Here is a 17,630-nt window from a genome sequence, read left to right on the forward strand (position 1 = left end):
CTATGCTTCTGTATGAAGTTCTGCTACGCTTTTTTTCATTCGTTCCATGATAGCCATTTTATGGTTCCAGCATTCAGTAGACAGATCGACTGGGTATTTTTGCGGATTCAAGTCTCGTTTATACTCTTCCCATAGTGAATCTAGATTTTCTTTTGTATATTCTTTGATTTCGTTTAGTGCAGGTAATTCGTAAACTCTTTTTCCTTCGATAAAGATATCTTGTAAAACTGGGCGAGCTGTAAAGTCTCGAACAGTTTTATTGATAAACGTATGCACTGGATGGAACATGAAGATAGCTTCTTCTTCTCGAGGGTCTTCATCCCACAATGTAACGTAGTCTCCTTCAGATTTCCCATCAAAATTTCGAGTGATGCGCCACACTTGTTTTTTCCCTGGAGTAGTTACTTTTTCTGCATTGCTTGATAACTTGATCGTATCCATCATGTTTCCTTCATCATCTTCGATCGATACTAGCTTGAATACTGCACCAAGGGCTGGCTGATCATAGGCTGTGATCAATTTTGTCCCAACACCCCATACATCAATTTTAGCTTTTTGCATCTTTAAATTCAAAATCGTTGCTTCATCCAAGTCATTCGAAGCATAGATTTTTGCTTCCGTAAATCCGGCTGTATCTAATTGTTCCCGAACACGCTTAGATATATAGGCCATATCTCCACTGTCGATGCGTACGCCTTGGAAGTTGATTTTGTCACCTAATTCTTTCGCCACGCGAATCGCACTTGGCACACCTGATTTCAACGTATCATAAGTGTCGACTAAGAACACGCAGTCTTTATGGGTTTTAGCGTAGGCCATAAATGCTTCATAATCATTTCCATAAGATTGGACTAACGAATGAGCATGGGTCCCGCTAGCTGGTATCCCAAATATCTTCCCAGCACGTACATTGCTTGTTGCATCTGCTCCGCCGATATATGCCGCTCTAGTTCCCCAGACTGCTGCATCCAGTTCTTGTGCCCGTCTAGTTCCAAATTCCAATAGTGGATCTTCTCCGATGACAGATTTGATACGAGCTGCTTTTGTCGCGATCAACGTTTGGAAATTGACCATATTCAACAGTGCTGTTTCTACTAATTGGCAGTGCGCTAAAGGCCCTTCCACTTGGATCAATGGTTCATTTGCAAAAACTAGTTCTCCTTCACGAGCAGAACGAACTGTTGCTTTAAATTCAAAATTTTGTAAATACTCCAAAAAACCTTCAGGATAGACTTCTAATCCACGCAAGTAAGCAATATCGGAATCATTGAACGTCAGATTCTCTAAATAATTGACTAACCGTTCCAATCCTGCAAAAACCGCGTATCCGTGGTTAAAAGGCATTTCTCGAAAGTAACATTCAAAAACAGCATGTAAATCAGCTCGACCTAATTCCCAGTATGTCTGCATCATATTGATTTGATATAGATCCGTATGCAGCGTCAAACTGTCGTCTGGGTAAGTATTATTCATCTTGTATTACTCCTCTTGGCAAGTTTTCATTTCCTACCCATTATAACAAAAAAAATTAATAGGAAAAGAAATCTTCCATTTTTTCTGAAAAAGCACATGTTTTACGGATATTTCTTGCTAAAAATGAACTCCATCTGCTAAAACTATCCTTTCTTATTGGTATTTAACCTAAACGAGAAAGAATACTTATTTTATTCAATGTATCCGAGACACGAAGAAATTAGCGTTTTCTATTTTTCTTACTTGATAAAATAAGTAGCTTTTCCTACTACAATCGTAGCCGTTAAGATACCGATGATTGAACGAATATAACCAAATGTCTCTACAACATAATCAATGGCAAAAGTTTTTGAAGCAAATAATACATCTTTCCTTTTTTGCTTCTTATCCCCAAAGAAACGGATATAACTTATTATGTATTGAATTTTTTTGGAAAGGCGAATTATGACAAGATATACCTTGCGTTGAAAAAACTCGCGGAAAAAATATCACACGTTTTTTTAAAAAAACAAAAGTAAGAAAGCAGCTGTCAATAGAATGGAAACAAAAATGGCGAGACATCAATCAGTCTCGCCTTGTTTTTTATTGTATACGTTAGATATGGAGCAGGTTACCATAAAGATGATTATTAGTCGTTATTAAATAGAAATCTTCGTATTTTTTTGTTCTATCACTACAATATCTTTATTTGGACGTTTGAATTGTATTCCGGCACGTTCTAGCTCCTGTTTCACTCCTACATGGACTTTGACATTTTCTCGTGTCATTTTTAAAACGTGATGAATCGCATAGTCGATTTCTTGCCTTGTGATTTTTTTCTTCGTATTGATCATCACGACTTGCTTTTTATCATATGTGTCTACCAATAGCAGTTGTGTTCGATCTAACGAAAATAATTTGTAATAATTAATAGCCGTATTCCCAAAAAAGAATTCCACTACTTTAGGATAAAATGTCTTAATATTTAAATTACTATTCACAGGTGTTTCGATTAGCTTCATCTCATTCCTCTTTTCTATATAGTCGATTTAGATCCAATCTAAGTTATGTTACCATCTTTCCTAGCATTAAGGAATCGGTTACAATTGAACCTTTAAAGACAAAAGGATTTACCTTTTATCACTTAATAGTATAACATAATTTCATGAGAAAAAAATACAATTTTTTCTTGACCTTCTCGTTACGTAAAGGATTATGCTTACATTTGTCAGGAGGAAAAATAATGGAGTACACAATAAAGAAAATGTCAGAGATATCAGGAGTCAGTCCGAGAACCTTGCGCTTTTATGATGAGATTGGACTGCTAAAACCAGCTAGGATCAATTCTTCAGGTTATCGGATTTATGGCAAAAAAGAAGTCGATCGTCTGCAACACATCTTATTTTATCGAACAATGGCATTCAAGTTGGAGGATATCCAAGAGGTCTTAGACAATCCATCTTTTGACCACCAGAAAGCTTTAATCAAGCATCAGCAAATGTTGCTGGAAAAACGGGCACAAATCGATACCCTCTTGACAACTGTCCAACAGACACTTGATATGTACGAAGGAGGAAGAAAAATGAGTGACAAAGAAAAATTTGAAGGGTTTAAACAACAAAAGTTGAAAGAAAATGAAGAATCCTATGGACAAGAGATTCGACAAAAATACGGGAAAAAAAAGGTTACAGCATCCAATGAAAAATGGATGAATATGGATAAAGAAACGTATGAAGAAATGCAAACTGTTGAAAAGAAGATGTTATTTGATCTCACTCTTTACTTAAAAGAACCAGAAGATGAAAGCTTAGCAGACCGTATCTTCCAAGCTCATAAGAAGTGGTTATCTTACAGCTGGCCTGAATATCAGCCAAAAGCGCATAAAGGACTAGGAATGATGTACGAAGCCGATGAACGGTTCACTGCATATTATGACGAGCGAAGTGGTCATGGTGCAGCAAAAGCTTTAAATGAAATTATCCAAAAAAAGGCATAATCTTTTACATGATCCAACAAAAAAGTACACGTAAAATGACCTAATAACAAAACAGCAGACACCCAAGTTAGATTTTTATGCTAACTTTTGGTGTCTGCTCCATTCTTTCACAAGTTTTTTCATCCTACTTTAAATATATTCATCGTTGAATAAACGTATAAGGTATTTTCACTTTATCCTTTTTTTCTGTAAGAAACAATTGAAATGCCATTTCTCCGCAAGCTTCCAGATGGTGGTCGATGGTTGGGAAACCAAGAAGCTCGCTGATCAGCAAATTATCGCGTCCAATCACCACTGGTGTCTTATCTTGCAGATAGCTTTGCAAGATGCCTGCTGCAACCATATCCGAATTTGTAAAGACACCATCAACTCCAAGCTCTTTAAAAAAGAAGCCTGCTTGTTTTCCTTTCTCTGCATCTATACAATCCCAAAAAACAAGTGATTCATCAAAAGATGGAAAAAGTCGATGACATAGCTGCAAAGTGATTTTTGAGTTATAACTTAGCCTGCCACTTCGCCCCAACGTAATGCCCAATTGCTTTATACCTTGCTGCTTCAAATAAGTAAGACCTTCTGTAATTGATTGTTCTCGATCAATAAAGACACAACTTGCCTGTTTTCCCTTGATTTCTTCACAAAAAACTAGAGGTCCATATTTTTGATATGCCAATAAATCATCTAGTGTATTGGCACGAGACGTAATGATCAATCCATCGAAAGCTTTAGCTGCAAATTCTTCAAGATACCTTCGCTCTTTTTCTTTCTGATAGCCCGTCGGTAAAAGTGTCACTTTGTAATCATAATCAAACGCTGCTTCAATGATCCCACTGATCAACTGATCAAAATACGGATGATTGGTATAAGGCAGAATCACTCCAATGCTTTTCGTTTTTCCATAACTTAACTGTCTGGCATTTGCATTAGGGATATAATCGACTTCTTTCATGACCGCAAGTATTTCTTTCCTTTTTTCCTCATCTACATATGGATGTCCATTGATTACACGTGAAATAGTAGAAACTGAATAACCTGTGAGCTTTGCGATATCTCGAATGTTTGCCACTACTGCTTCGCCACCTATACAAAAAGATTTTCTTGTAAATAGTCTACCACAGCTGGACCGCATTCAAAAAACTGATACATTTTTCCTTCATGCGAAAAACTGATCCGCTGCCCGCCCCAATATATATCTTTTGTCAAAGTTTCGATTTCATTCATTGGTATTTCTTTTACTATATTCCTATTCAACCCTTGAAAACTGTACAACGTTAATACGGATCCCTTGAACTCGACAAACGCATAAAAATAATTGTTCGTTGTGCCATCTGTTATCTCTACATAAGTATTCATTGCAAGCCCTCCTTTTGATACTTTGAGTATAGTGTATGAAACGCGTCTCATAGCAAGGAGTTTGTTTTGCCAAAGAAAAGTTTTATTCCTCTTTCATTATTACCAAAGTCTCTTATTTTAAATTGAATACATTATAATGATACTGTAAATATATCTTTATTATTAAAAATAACTATTTTCATTATAATTACACACAAAAAAGAGCGTGGGACAAAAGTAAAGAACACTTTTGTCTCACGCTCTAAACACGTATAAACAGCGGAAGCAGAAGCAACTCCTTCGGAAATAAGCTGAAATTCACAAAAATTTGAAAAGCAATTTCCGTGAATTTCTTCTTATTTCTTGGAGTTAAACGCTTCTGTTCCAGCCTCTTTTTATCTGTCTTTCACTAATGATCAGTTGTAGATAAGCAAGTTGCTTTTTCTTACATCATACCGCCCATCATTGATGGATCCATTGCAGGAGCTGCTGGCGCTGCTGGTTCTGGTTTATCTGCAACGACTGCTTCTGTCGTTAATAACAAGGCAGAAACGGAAGCGGCATTTTGCAAGGCAGAACGTGTTACTTTAGTTGGGTCTACGATACCTGCTTCAACCATGTTTACCCATTCTCCAGTAGCAGCATTGAAACCAGTGCCTAGTTCCACGTTCTTCAATTTATCAACAATCACTGATCCTTCATAACCAGCGTTTTCAGCGATTTGACGAATTGGTTCTTCTAAAGCACGAACAACGATCTTGATACCTGTTGCCACGTCTCCTTCTGCTTCTACAGCAGAAACTTTGCTGATAACGTTCACTAGAGCTGTACCACCACCTGAGACCATTCCTTCTTCTACTGCGGCACGTGTAGCATTCAATGCATCTTCAATGCGTAATTTTAATTCTTTCAATTCTGTTTCAGTAGCTGCACCAACTTTAACAACAGCTACACCACCTGCTAATTTAGCTAAGCGTTCTTGTAATTTTTCGCGGTCAAAATCAGAAGTTGTTTCAGCAATTTGGTTTTTGATCAATTGCACACGAGCTTCGATTGCTTCTTTTTCTCCAGAACCTTCTACGATCGTTGTATTGTCTTTATCTACAACAACTTTAGAAGCATTTCCTAAGTTTTCGATTGTTGCATCTTTCAATTCTAAACCTAGATCGTCAGTAATTACTGTACCACCTGTCAAAATAGCGATATCTTCAAGCATTGCTTTACGACGATCGCCGAAACCAGGAGCTTTTACAGCTACTACGTTGAATGTTCCACGGATTTTGTTCAATACAAGAGTTGGCAATGCTTCACCATCTACATCGTCAGCAATAATCAACAATGGACGTGATTGTTGCAAGATTTGTTCTAACAATGGCAGAATATCTTGGATGTTAGAGATTTTTTTGTCTGTGATCAAGATATATGGGTTTTCTAGAACAGCTTCCATTTTGTCGTTATCTGTTACCATATATTGTGATAAGTAACCACGATCAAACTGCATACCTTCTACAACATCTAGTTCTGTTTCGATCCCTTTTGATTCTTCGATTGTGATGACACCGTCGTTTCCAACTTTTTCCATTGCATCAGCAATCAAATGTCCAACTTTATCAGAACCCGAAGAAACAGCTGCTACTTGTGCAATGGCTTCTTTTGAATCAACAACAGTTGAGATATTATGCAATTCTTCGACTGCTGCTTTTGTTGCCAATTCGATCCCGCGACGAATGCCTAGAGGATTAGCACCTGCAGTTACGTTTTTTAAACCTTCGCGAACGATTGCTTGTGTCAGAACAGTTGCTGTCGTTGTACCGTCTCCTGCAATATCATTTGTTTTTGATGCTACTTCTGATACAAGTTTTGCACCCATGTTTTCAAAATGATCTTCTAATTCGATTTCTTTTGCGATCGTCACACCATCATTTGTGATCAATGGAGAGCCGTAAGATTTTTCTAGTACGACATTTCGGCCTTTAGGTCCTAATGTTACTTTCACTGTATCTGCTAATTTATCTACCCCGCGTAACATAGCTGCGCGTGCGTCTTCTGCAAATTTCAATTCTTTTGCCATGATTGATTCACCTCATTGATTATTTTTGATTATTTTTTTATCTTCAAAATTTACTCAACAATCGCCATGATATCTTTTCCTGCGACGATCAGATATTCTTTTCCTTCGTATTTTACTTCTGTACCGGCGTATTTTTCGAACATAACTTGGTCGCCTGCTTTTACAGCGGCAGGAACTTTTTCACCGTTTTCTAACAAACGGCCTTCACCGACTGCAACAACTGTCCCAGTTTGGGGTTTCTCTTTAGCAGCAGAAGCTAAAACGATTCCTCCGACAGTTTTTTCTTCTTCTTTTGCGACTTCGATAATGACGCGATCACCTAATGGTTTTAACACGATAAATCCCTCCGATAACTCTTTTTTTAATCTGTTAGCACTCTTAACCTTCGAGTGCTAACCTACATTTTTAATAATACTCATTCTCCCTCTTTTTTGCAAGCTTTTAAATCAAAGAAAAGAAATTTTATTCTGACAGCTGCTTATTGAAATTATGATATAATTGAAATCAATCGATATAAGCTTGCCTTGCATGCTTGTTATCCCTTAAAAGGAGGAATTACATGTCTTTAAAAAAATATAGCTTCCTCAGCATTTTTTGCTATGGTCTAATTTTTATCTCACCCTTGATCCTAGCTTCGATAGGACTTGTAAAATCTACGTCTGAATTGATCACAGCAACTGCAGTCATGTATATACTAGGCGCCGTTGTCCTAGCTATTTTTTATTTTAAGCAACGTGAACCCTTAGCGATCGAATCAGCGGTAAAAAAAGCTTCTGCTCCAAAGATTGTTATTTATGGATTGGTTGGAATCTTTGTCGCATTGATTCTGCAAAGCATCGCTGTCATGTTAGAATCTGTATTGTTTGGCGAAGCAACCCCTTCCGAGAATACACAAAATATCATCCAGATGATCATGGAAGCACCCGCTTTTATTTTGGCGACAACTGTTGCTGGACCCATCATGGAAGAGTTCGTATTCCGCCGCAGTATACTGGGGATCATCAGTCGATATTCAAATTTTTGGGTTGGAGCAGTGATCAGCTCTTTGCTGTTTGCGTTTGCTCATAATGATGGTCATCTGCTAATCTACTTTTTCCTAGGTTTCTTCTTCAGCCTAGAGTACAAAGCAACTGGTCGGATCTGGACATCGATGATCACACACGTAGGAATGAACACATTAGTTGTTCTTGTTCAATTAGCTGTCCAAAAAGGGCTAGTATAAACATGACTATAAATACTCCTGTCATCCTAGATTGGTGATTTTCCCAATCTAAAGCGACAGGAGTATTTTTGTTTTTTAGTCGTTCATCTTTTCTGCTGCTCCATCATTTTTTGTCTGTCTTTCCTTTTTGCAGTTTGCAGAATCTATTTTTTTCAAAAATGGGAAATAAATGAAAAAACTAATTGACAACACGATACCTTGTAAAATCGCTGCAGGCACTCCGCCTACTAAGAAACCCGAGAGGATCGGCGGTGTTGTCCAAGGGACTTGGACTGCTGTAAATAAAGGAACGAATCCAAAATATAAAGCGGAATAGGTAATCAATCCTGAAACGACCGGTGCGAAAATAAAAGGAACAGCCATCATCGGGTTCATCACGATCGGTGTGGAAAAAATAATTGATTCATTGATGTTGAAAAAGGCTGGTAAAAGAGCAAGATTTCCTAATTCTCTGTATTTCTTCGATTTCGCAAAAACCGTCATAAAAAATACAGCCCCTAACGTCAATCCAGCACCCGTAACCGTCATGAACTGATCGAGAAATTGCTGAGTAACGATATGTCCGCCATTTGCCACCGTCAACTCTTGTCCTGAGGCTAAGATTTCTGCATTTGCTAATGAATTCGCTTGCAAGATGGGACTAACCAACCCATTGACCATCGCAGATCCATGAAGACCAAATAACCATAAAAACGGAACAAAAAAACCTAATAAAAGCACACCAAACAACGTGTCTATGAACGATTGAATGGGAAGCTGGACATATGTCCATACTCCTTGAACAACAGTCATTCTGAACAACTGTTGAAAAACCGCTGAACCGATAAGCGTAAAAGTGACTATAACAATGATTGGAATCAATGAAGTAAAAGACTGCCAAACATTTTCAGGTATCTTCTCTCTTTGCTTCCACCCTTTCGCAAGTCTTACTAAACGTGCATAGCCCCATCCGATGATGAGCCCAGTTGTAACTGCTCCTAGTATCCCTTCAGCACCTGTCCAGACAGTATCTATCTGAGTATTTAGTGGCTGAATAAGCAGTAGATAAGCAGATAAGGCTGTTATGCCGACTGGTAAGCGATCGATATCTTCTTCTTTTGCATAAGCATATGCAATGGCAAAAACGATCCAAAAGGCTATCACATCAAATGTAGCCTGGTATACTTGTGTAAAATACATAGAAAATCCTGTTTTGTCTATCCACTGAGCGATGTAATCCACAGGAAAATGAGCAAATAAGAAAAACAGCGAGCCAACAATAATTATTGGGATCGTGTAAGTCATTCCATTACGCAAAGCAGTTAAGGGTCTAAGATTCACAACAGATGTTATCATTGGTAAAAAGGCACGATCTAACCACTCTTTCATTTCTTATCTCCTTCAACTTCTATTTTTATCAATCAGTTTTCTTAATTTAACTATACCCAATGATCACGAACCATGAAAGGAATGCGCACTGAGCTTTTCAAAAATCGGATTCTTTGACGAATATTCAGCAACTGCTTACAATGGACAGGAATAAAAAAGGAGGTTTTTTATGAAAATTGCACTCATTGGAGCTACTGGTCATGCAGGTTCATTTATTTTAGACGAAGCATTGTCCAGAGATTTAGACGTGACGGCAATCGTGCGTCATCCAGAAAAATTGCCATCAGATGTTCCGTTTATACAAAAGGATTTATTTGAGTTGACAGCTACTGATCTTGCATCTTTTGATGTTGTCGTTGATGCTTTCAACGCTCCCAAAGGAAAAGAAGAAATGCATCAAACTTCTTTGTCCCATTTGATTGAGATGCTTGAAGGAACCGATACACGCTTAATTGTCGTTGGGGGTGCCTCTTCGTTATTCTTAGATACAGAAAAGACGACTCGTATGATTGACCAAGTACCTAAAAATGCACCCTTCTATCCAACAGCTTTCAATATGTACGAAGGATTGTTAAAATTGAAACAATCTAAAAATCTACATTGGACTTATATCAGTCCAGCTTCTTTATTTGATCCACATGGCAAACGTACAGGTACTTATTTGTTAAGTGATGATTATTTACAAAGAAACGCTGCTGGCGACAGTACGATCAGCATGGCAGATTATGCGATTGCATTAGTAGATGAGATACTGGATGAGAAACATGAAAAGCAGCACATCAGTGTAGTCAGTCGATAATACGGTTATTTTTTTAATATGCTAAAAAAATAAAAATAGAAGATAAAACCAACCCTGATTGATTTTATCTTCTGCTTTTTATATTTTTATTGATTGAACTGTTTAAATCGAAAATAGCTCAGTTGCTTCATCTGGATCTGTATCATAGATTTCAAAATCATGTCCAACGCCAAAATCTTTTTCTTTCAAAACATTTTCCATTGTTAAATGAGCAAGTTCTTTCATATTGTTTTCCTTGCTAAGATGGCCAAGATAGATTCGTTTGGTCCGATTACCGATCACATCAGTCATGACAAGTGCACCGTCTTCGTTGGAAAGATGTCCTCTATCTCCTAAAATACGCTGTTTTAAATTCCACGGATAAGGTCCCATGCGTAACATCTCAAGATCATGATTACTTTCCATTAAATAACCATCGGCATTTTCAATGACACCTCGCATATAATCACTGCAATATCCGGTGTCCGTCAACATGACGAATGACCGATTTTCTTTATGGAAACGATAAAATTGCGGAGCCGCTGCGTCATGGGAGACGCCGAAACTCTCAATATCGATATCGCCGAATGTTCTGACTTTCCCCATCTCAAATAGATGTTTTTGTTCCACTGGTACATTACCAATCAGTGGTTCCATCGCTTCCCAAGTCTGCTGATTGGCAAAAACATCCAAATGATACTTACGAGCCAAGACACCCACGCCATGTATATGATCTCGATGTTCATGCGTCACAAGTATTCCATCTAATCGGTCCGGTGTCCGATCAATTTGAGCCATCAAGGAAGTGATTTTTTTACCGCTAAGTCCTGCATCGACCAAAAGCCGTTTTTTTTCACTTTCGATATAAAGTGAATTACCCGAACTTCCACTTGCTAGGATACTGATTTTAAAAGCTGGTTTTTCTTCAGCCATTTGACTCCTACTTCCCTTCTTACTTTGTAAACTTTTTTCATTATACTCGCTTTTTTATTGATCTTCCACTTTTGGTACAGTATTGTTTGTCACGATCGTATTGCTGAAAGCGTTGACGCTCTCGATTTGGACCACTTTATCGCTTGTTTCGATCGCTACATGCCAAACAGGAACATACACATTTTTTTCCCGGACTTTCAGAATACAGGAATAAGCTAGTTGACGCCATAAAATTTTTGATCCTCTTGGTATTTTGTTATTGATGTACAATGTATTGATTGCTTCCTCTTCCGTATACAGTTCCGTCTTTTCGCGCAGCTGCTCGATATCAGATAAATGCGTCTGCATGTATTTCGTGATGCTATAATCATTATCGTTTTTTTCTAAAGAAAGAACGATTTTTGCTGTATCATCATTGAATGGGATGCCTTCATACTCTTGGCTTGCTTGGATTTCTAGTGGTTCTTCTTCTAAATGAGAAAAGTTTTTCGTGTACACATAATCATTACCGAATAAAATATTGTCTTTGTTAGATAAAAAATCTTCCAAGGAACTACTAATTTTATCTGGATCGATCACGTTCTTTTCAGCATCTGAACTGGATAAAGATTTCGTCAAAACATCACCGTCTAAAAACACACCACTTGCCAGCAAGCCGCTTTTACCAGCCTTGCGATAATTCGCTAATGAAGTGCTAAGATTGGTCTGCTCCGCGCTAAGATAATAGCCTTGCTTGTTCTCAGACGAAATCTTCCCCGTGTAAGTGATATCGTCGCTAGCCAGACGTTGTTGGATTGATTCAGTCTGATTAGAGCGAATGACATTGTTTTCTTGGTATACCGCGTCATGATAACTGCTGAATAAAAACACATTCAACCCTAAAAAAGCGACGAAAAATATCCATTCGATTTTTTTGAAATCCAATTAATTCGCCTCCAATCCAGGTAATTTTTCCAGAAGGTCGTTAGCTGAATACCAGTTATCTTTATATTTCACATACCATTCAGGTAAGAGATCAACGACACGATTCGTTTCTTTGACATTTTGCCATGTATATCCAACGATCACTGAACCAATCTTGTTACTATCTGCTCCCTTAGCTTTTAACTGCTGGATGATTTCATTCGTACTTGCAAGTTCTACTTCTTCGTCTGAAGGTATCGGCACTTGAATCGTATTCAAACTGGTTTGGATATTCACTTGCACAGAACCATTCGTTTCACCGCCAACTTCCACACCAATCTGTCCTCTGCTGTCTGTCCCAAAAACCGGGAAGCCTTCCACGAATATCCGATAATCGATCGTATTGTCACTGCGGTCAAAATATCTGAGGTTCCCTAAAGAACTGCCTAATTTGCTAATATAGGGGAAACTTTCAGAAAATACACTAGCATTTTCTTTTTTCTCTGGCAGCTCTCCACGAAAATCAACTACTTGCGTTTCCGAATGGATAGACATCGTTTCATTCCCACCGTAAAAAATCAATTCATTGCTTTCATCATTATTCTTCACGCTATCTGGTTTCTGGAAAAAAGCATTTCTAAAAAGTGTATAGGGTTGCTGTGACAGGATATAACTATACTTTTTCAGTTTGATCGAATGTTTCGTAGCATATTGCGTGTCGATTGTCGATGGTTCTGTTGTCATTTCTGTCCATTTTGTATCGTTTGCTGTTAATTCTTTATTGATATCTGTCCAATTCAACGAAATATTCGCTTCATATACGAGATGGTTCGAATAATTCAAAAATCGGATTTTTTTATTTCCTTGATCGAATTGTATTCTAGTAAAATACATATTTTCGCTTTCTTTTGCCAAGTTCGACACATCTAAATCTAAATCAAATGCTTCCTTGTATTCTCTTAGCAAAAAAGGCGCATTATAGGCCAACTCAAAACCAGAGTTCAGATTTTTCACTTGTTCAAACTGTGATTTGTCTCCTGAAACTACTTCAGAAAGCTTTCCAAATCTTGCTTTATCGATGATCAATTGCAATCGGTACACGAGATTTTCACTATTGGTTTCTTGGATCGTTCCCGAATGGTGCCATGTAACATGAAGCGGAAGAAAGACTTCGGAAGTTTTTCGATTGCTTTGAGACTCGATCATTTGAGTGTTTGTCTCATCTACGTTGATTGAACTTTTTCCTGCTGGGCTCAGCCAGATTGCATAAGAGAAGTATATGCTTAACGCAACCATCAAAATGAGTCCTATACGAACGACTTTTTCAGAGATTCTCATTCCCACCATTCCTCCTCATAAGGTTCATATGGCAGCGAGATATAAAAAGTCGACCCTTTTCCTTCCTTGCTCTCTGCCCAAATAGCGCCTCGATGCGCCTTAATCACTTCTCTAGAAATAGCTAATCCAAGTCCTGTCCCACCTTGTGCTCTTGCACGTGCTTTATCTACTCGATAGAACCGCTCGAACACTCGGTTCAGATCTTTTTTAGGAATCCCCAATCCTTGATCGGTGATACTTAAAATCACGTTATTATGTGTTTCTAATAAGCGACAAGTAATCGTTCCCCCATCTGGTGAATACTTGATCGCGTTATTCATGATATTATCGACTACTTGGATGATTTTATCTGTATCTACTTCGACCCAAAGATCTCTTTGCGTAAATTCACGACGGATCTTATAATTTTTTTCCTGATTTCCCACCATCATATCAAACCGGTCAAGAACAAAATTCACTAACTCGTTGAAATTGACATATTCTAATTGAAGCTGGGTATTACCTGTATCCATGCGAGATAGATTTAAGAGGTCATTGATCATTCGAATCATTCGGTCTGTTTCATCTAGCGTTACCTTCAAAAAATTTGGTGCTACTTCCTCGTCTTTCCACGCACCTTCGCTCAATGCTTCGATATAACTACGCATACTTGTCAACGGTGTACGAAGTTCATGGGAAACATTAGAGACGAATTCACGACGTTCCCGTTCTGTTTTTTCTTGTTCTGTCACATCATGCAAGACAGCTACTAATCCGCTGATAAAACCTGATTCGCGACGGATCATAGAAAAGTCTACTCGCAAGATCATCTGATCACTTTCCAATGTACTGGTTGAACGGTCAAGTACCATTTCGTTTGGATCTTCTAATAATTTCCGCAACGTATATTCTTCTTCGATATCTAAAAGTGTCAAAATCGATTGTCCGATTGCTTCCTCGTTTTTGATATCTAGCAAGGAAACAGCCATATCATTGATCGTAATGACTTTACCCCTGCGATCTGTCGCAATGACGCCGTCTGTCATATGGGATAGCACGCTATCCAAACGATTGCGTTCAGCTTCCATTGTATCTTGAGCTTCTTCAATACGTTCAGCTAACTGATTGAAGGTATCAGCCAGCTGTCCAAGTTCATCTTGTCCATGCACTTTGACTTTCCGACTGTAGTCTCCTCTAGCGATTCGAATGGCTTGTTCTCTCATTTCACCGATCGGCTGTGTAATCGAACGAGCAACTAAAACAGATACGATCATTGAAATAAATGCCGCAATTAGTGAGGCAGTAAAGAAAATGACTGCTGTGTTATTGATTTCCGAATATTTTTGTTCGATATTACTTTTGACGTAAAGAGCCCCGATAACGGCATCGCCGGTCGGGGACAGGATCGGTTGAACATTGATATTCACCCGTTTATCGTCGTTATCTAAAGCAACATAACGTTTAGTCGTGAAATCATTGATATCAACATAATCATTTTTCTTTCCCACAGCGCTTTGTTCATTGACATCGGTTGTTCCTCGGATGATCCCTTTTTCGTCAACGACCCGTATTTCGATGATATCGCTAGTCGCACTGTTTTCAATAAATCTTTTGATATTCGCATTTACCTCTTCATCATCTGCATTATCTTTTCGATTCAATTCCGGGCTGATTGTTGTTGCTAATGATTCCACCGTTTGATTCATATCTTTAATAAATGTATTGATCGTGGAACGTTCTAAACCACGTATAAAGTAGGCACCAATAATTTCGATCGAGATCAATAAAATCAGAATAAAGGTAATAGCGATCTTAAAATTGACTGATCGAAAAAAGCGGACTTTTCTTTTCATCCAATTACTCCTGTTCTGGGTTACGCAAATAGTAACCGACACCACGACGTGTCACTAAATAATTTGGATGGCTTGGATTATCTTCGATCTTTTCACGCAAACGACGTACAGTTACATCCACTGTTCGTACATCTCCAAAATAATCATAACCCCAAACCGTTTGTAATAAATGTTCTCTTGTCATCACTTGTCCAAGGTGCTTCGCCAAGTAAAAGAGTAGTTCGAATTCACGATGTGTTAACTCGATTGTTTCTCCTCGTTTCGTCACCATGTAAGCTTCTGGATGGATCGTCAAATCACCAATCGTCAATTCCGCAGGTGCTGCCTCTTCTGGTTCCTTCGCAGCCGTGGCACCGCGACGAAGATTTGCTTTGACACGTGCAACTAATTCTCGGTTGGAAAATGGCTTGGTCACGTAATCATCGGCGCCTAACTCTAAGCCTAGGACTTTATCAATTTCAGAATCTTTGGCTGTTACCATAATGATCGGCATATCATAAGTTTTGCGTACCTCACGAGCAACTTCTAAGCCGTCCATTTTAGGTAGCATCAAATCAAGTAAAATCAAATCAGGTTCTACCTCAGCAACTTTTTCCAAGGCTTCTTCCCCATCATATGCAGTATAAACATCATAGCCTTCTTTGGCTAAATTGAATTTGACGATATCCGAAATCGGCTTCTCATCATCGACAACTAAAACTTTTTTCATAAAGAGCCACCTCTTATATATTATTGTCATACCTTCTCATTATACCGTATTTCTGCTTTTGTTTCATCTTTGCCTATAAAACAAAAGAGAAAATTAAAATGAAAGTGCAAAATACTTTATTATTTTTTGTTCTAACTTCAATAAAAAATGAAAACACTGATTTTCACCTCAGTGTTTCCTTTTTTTGATTTATCCTTCTAAAACTTGTATACCGACACCCAATAATCCCGGACCAGTGTGGACTACTAATGCCGGAGAAATCTGGCCAAAGTAGATTTGGTTTGCTTGTGGGAACTCTCTTTTAAGTCTCGCTTCCATTTCAATTGCTTCTTCTTTCGCATCCCCATGGGCAACAGCTAAGTTGAAGACCTTTGCATTACCGATTTTTTCTTTGACGTAAGCAACCGTTTTATCCAAACTTTTTTTACGTCCCCTAGCTTTTCCTACTGTGTAATAAATCCCTTCTTCATTACATGAGATGATTGGGTTAAGTTTTAAAGCGGTTCCTACAATAGAAGAAACTAAACCGATCCGTCCACCTTTTTGAAGATATTCCAATGTCGCAACATTAAAGAAAACTTTTGTTCTTTCGACTAACTCATTCAGATTACTGATCAGTTGATCCCATTCTACTCCTTCTTCCAGCCATTTTGCTGCTTGGATCGCAGAAAAACCTGCACCAATACCAATATTTTTCGTATCTAGTACATATGCTTCCAATTCTTCTTGCTGTTGTGCAATTAAACGAACCACATTATATGTCCCGCTCAATCCACTGGAAATTGTTACCGCAAGTACCTTTTCATAACCGTCTTTTTTGATTTGCTCAAAGATTTCTGTGATCGACTCACCATCCGGCAAAGATGTACCAGGGATTTCCTCTGGCAAACGTTGATAGATCTCTTCAGGGGTAATGTCAATTTTATCTGTATATACCTGATCTTTATAAATAATTTTCAATGGGATCATATACATCTCGTATTTTTTTATCAATTCTTCTGGCACATCCGTACCTGAATCTACTAAAATTGCGATTTTATTGTTTTTCATTTGTTTTCTCCTCTTTTAAATATTCGGTTTCTAGAACAATCGTTTTTTCCGCAAGAAGTTTCATTGCAAACGATAAAGTTGCCGCTCTTACAGCAATATATTCTACAGGGGTTGCCTGGTCGAATTTTTGCGGATGAGATTTACCTTGTGCTAATTGGCTGACCATCCACACAGCTGCTTCTTGTTCATCGCAAAATAGATTATAGGCTTCACGAATTCCTACTGTTTTTCCTTGGAACAATATCCCTTCTTTGATTTCAGGAATAGTCAATACTTGTTTCAACGTAGTGATTGCAAGTAAAAATGCTACGTGTTCTTTGTTATATCTTTTTTTAACTGGTGCTGGTATCAAACCTAGTTTAACGTAATTGTTTACCATAGAAGAGGTAAGCAATGGATGCTTTTCTCCTTGTATCACAGGTGAAAGATAACGATCAACTAACGTTCTGACTTGGTCCATATAAAGTTCTAAGTCAGGGAGTTCTTCCCAGTGAGGCAGACGGAATGTTTCTAGTTCCTTCCCCCACTCCATTAATTGCTGACGCATTTTTTCCATCATAACCGCTCCTTTTTTCATTTCATAAACATGATATCAGACTTATGATAAACATTCAATCTAGTTTCTTTAACTAGGTGATTTAATTAGCGG

Annotated in this window: 17 protein-coding genes; 3 read left to right on the top strand and 14 right to left on the bottom strand. The window is 38.1% G+C overall.

Annotated elements, in window-relative coordinates; all coding sequences use genetic code 11:
* Nucleotides 1–1,473, bottom strand: a complete 1,473-nt coding sequence (locus OZ002_RS04070; protein ID WP_156249250.1) for a nicotinate phosphoribosyltransferase — start codon at nt 1,471–1,473, stop codon at nt 1–3.
* 638 nt (nt 1,474–2,111) lie between these two features.
* On the bottom strand, nt 2,112–2,474 hold the full coding sequence (locus OZ002_RS04075; RefSeq protein ID WP_156249251.1) for a DUF1827 family protein: 363 nt from the start codon (nt 2,472–2,474) through the stop codon (nt 2,112–2,114).
* A 221-nt stretch (nt 2,475–2,695) separates the two neighbouring features.
* Between OZ002_RS04075 and OZ002_RS04080 the strand changes: the two genes are divergently transcribed.
* The gene (locus OZ002_RS04080; RefSeq protein WP_156249252.1) at nt 2,696–3,448 is read left to right on the top strand and encodes a MerR family transcriptional regulator; all 753 of its coding nucleotides are present in this window, start codon (nt 2,696–2,698) and stop codon (nt 3,446–3,448) included.
* Between the two features lie 139 nt (nt 3,449–3,587).
* On the opposite strand, the gene OZ002_RS04085 is transcribed toward OZ002_RS04080, so the two are convergent.
* The 4 genes from OZ002_RS04085 to groES form a co-directional block, all read right to left on the bottom strand.
* On the bottom strand, nt 3,588–4,511 hold the full coding sequence (locus OZ002_RS04085) for a LacI family DNA-binding transcriptional regulator (protein WP_002297681.1): 924 nt from the start codon (nt 4,509–4,511) through the stop codon (nt 3,588–3,590).
* A gap of 14 nt (nt 4,512–4,525) precedes the next feature.
* The gene (locus OZ002_RS04090; protein ID WP_002297679.1) at nt 4,526–4,798 is read right to left on the bottom strand and encodes a hypothetical protein; all 273 of its coding nucleotides are present in this window, start codon (nt 4,796–4,798) and stop codon (nt 4,526–4,528) included.
* A 424-nt stretch (nt 4,799–5,222) separates the two neighbouring features.
* Nucleotides 5,223–6,848, bottom strand: coding sequence for a chaperonin GroEL (gene groL / locus OZ002_RS04095; protein ID WP_002290607.1), 1,626 nt, complete (start codon nt 6,846–6,848; stop codon nt 5,223–5,225).
* Between the two features lie 50 nt (nt 6,849–6,898).
* On the bottom strand, nt 6,899–7,183 hold the full coding sequence (gene groES, locus OZ002_RS04100) for a co-chaperone GroES (protein ID WP_002288862.1): 285 nt from the start codon (nt 7,181–7,183) through the stop codon (nt 6,899–6,901).
* Between the two features lie 224 nt (nt 7,184–7,407).
* On the opposite strand from groES, the gene OZ002_RS04105 reads away from it, so the two are divergent.
* A complete protein-coding gene (locus tag OZ002_RS04105) occupies nt 7,408–8,070 on the top strand; it encodes a CPBP family intramembrane glutamic endopeptidase (RefSeq protein ID WP_002299792.1) in 663 nt (220 codons plus the stop codon).
* 75 nt (nt 8,071–8,145) lie between these two features.
* Here the strand turns inward: OZ002_RS04105 and OZ002_RS04110 are convergent, their stop codons facing one another.
* On the bottom strand, nt 8,146–9,438 hold the full coding sequence (locus OZ002_RS04110; RefSeq protein WP_156249253.1) for a PTS sugar transporter subunit IIC: 1,293 nt from the start codon (nt 9,436–9,438) through the stop codon (nt 8,146–8,148).
* 169 nt (nt 9,439–9,607) lie between these two features.
* On the opposite strand from OZ002_RS04110, the gene OZ002_RS04115 reads away from it, so the two are divergent.
* Nucleotides 9,608–10,237: an NAD(P)-dependent oxidoreductase gene (locus OZ002_RS04115; RefSeq protein ID WP_156249254.1), complete on the top strand. Its 630-nt coding sequence runs from the start codon at nt 9,608–9,610 to the stop codon at nt 10,235–10,237.
* Nucleotides 10,238–10,339: 102 nt separating this feature from the next.
* On the opposite strand, the gene OZ002_RS04120 is transcribed toward OZ002_RS04115, so the two are convergent.
* From OZ002_RS04120 to OZ002_RS04150, 7 genes are all read right to left on the bottom strand, one after another.
* A complete protein-coding gene (locus tag OZ002_RS04120) occupies nt 10,340–11,149 on the bottom strand; it encodes an MBL fold metallo-hydrolase (protein ID WP_156249255.1) in 810 nt (269 codons plus the stop codon).
* 54 nt (nt 11,150–11,203) lie between these two features.
* Entirely contained in the window at nt 11,204–12,073 is an 870-nt protein-coding gene (locus OZ002_RS04125; protein WP_002288853.1) for a two-component system regulatory protein YycI, read from the bottom strand.
* A complete protein-coding gene (locus OZ002_RS04130) occupies nt 12,074–13,390 on the bottom strand; it encodes a YycH family regulatory protein (RefSeq protein ID WP_002299788.1) in 1,317 nt (438 codons plus the stop codon). It abuts the gene before it with no gap.
* Nucleotides 13,387–15,222 carry a cell wall metabolism sensor histidine kinase WalK gene (gene walK, locus OZ002_RS04135; RefSeq protein WP_002294131.1) on the bottom strand — a complete coding sequence of 612 codons (1,836 nt, stop codon included), beginning with the start codon at nt 15,220–15,222 and terminating at the stop codon, nt 13,387–13,389. The genes OZ002_RS04130 and walK overlap by 4 nt, the downstream gene beginning before the upstream one ends.
* A gap of 4 nt (nt 15,223–15,226) precedes the next feature.
* On the bottom strand, nt 15,227–15,931 hold the full coding sequence (gene yycF, locus OZ002_RS04140) for a response regulator YycF (RefSeq protein WP_002288850.1): 705 nt from the start codon (nt 15,929–15,931) through the stop codon (nt 15,227–15,229).
* A gap of 189 nt (nt 15,932–16,120) precedes the next feature.
* Complete coding sequence (locus tag OZ002_RS04145; RefSeq protein ID WP_002307150.1) at nt 16,121–16,981, bottom strand: DegV family protein; 861 nt, start codon at nt 16,979–16,981, stop codon at nt 16,121–16,123.
* On the bottom strand, nt 16,968–17,537 hold the full coding sequence (locus OZ002_RS04150) for a DUF1836 domain-containing protein (protein ID WP_002322652.1): 570 nt from the start codon (nt 17,535–17,537) through the stop codon (nt 16,968–16,970). Before OZ002_RS04150 ends, OZ002_RS04145 begins: the two co-directional genes overlap by 14 nt.
* Nucleotides 17,538–17,630 lie beyond the last annotated feature (93 nt).

This window comes from Enterococcus sp. E4-150 (genome assembly GCF_035726465.1).
Taxonomy (GTDB): Bacteria; Bacillota; Bacilli; order Lactobacillales; family Enterococcaceae; genus Enterococcus_B; species Enterococcus_B faecium.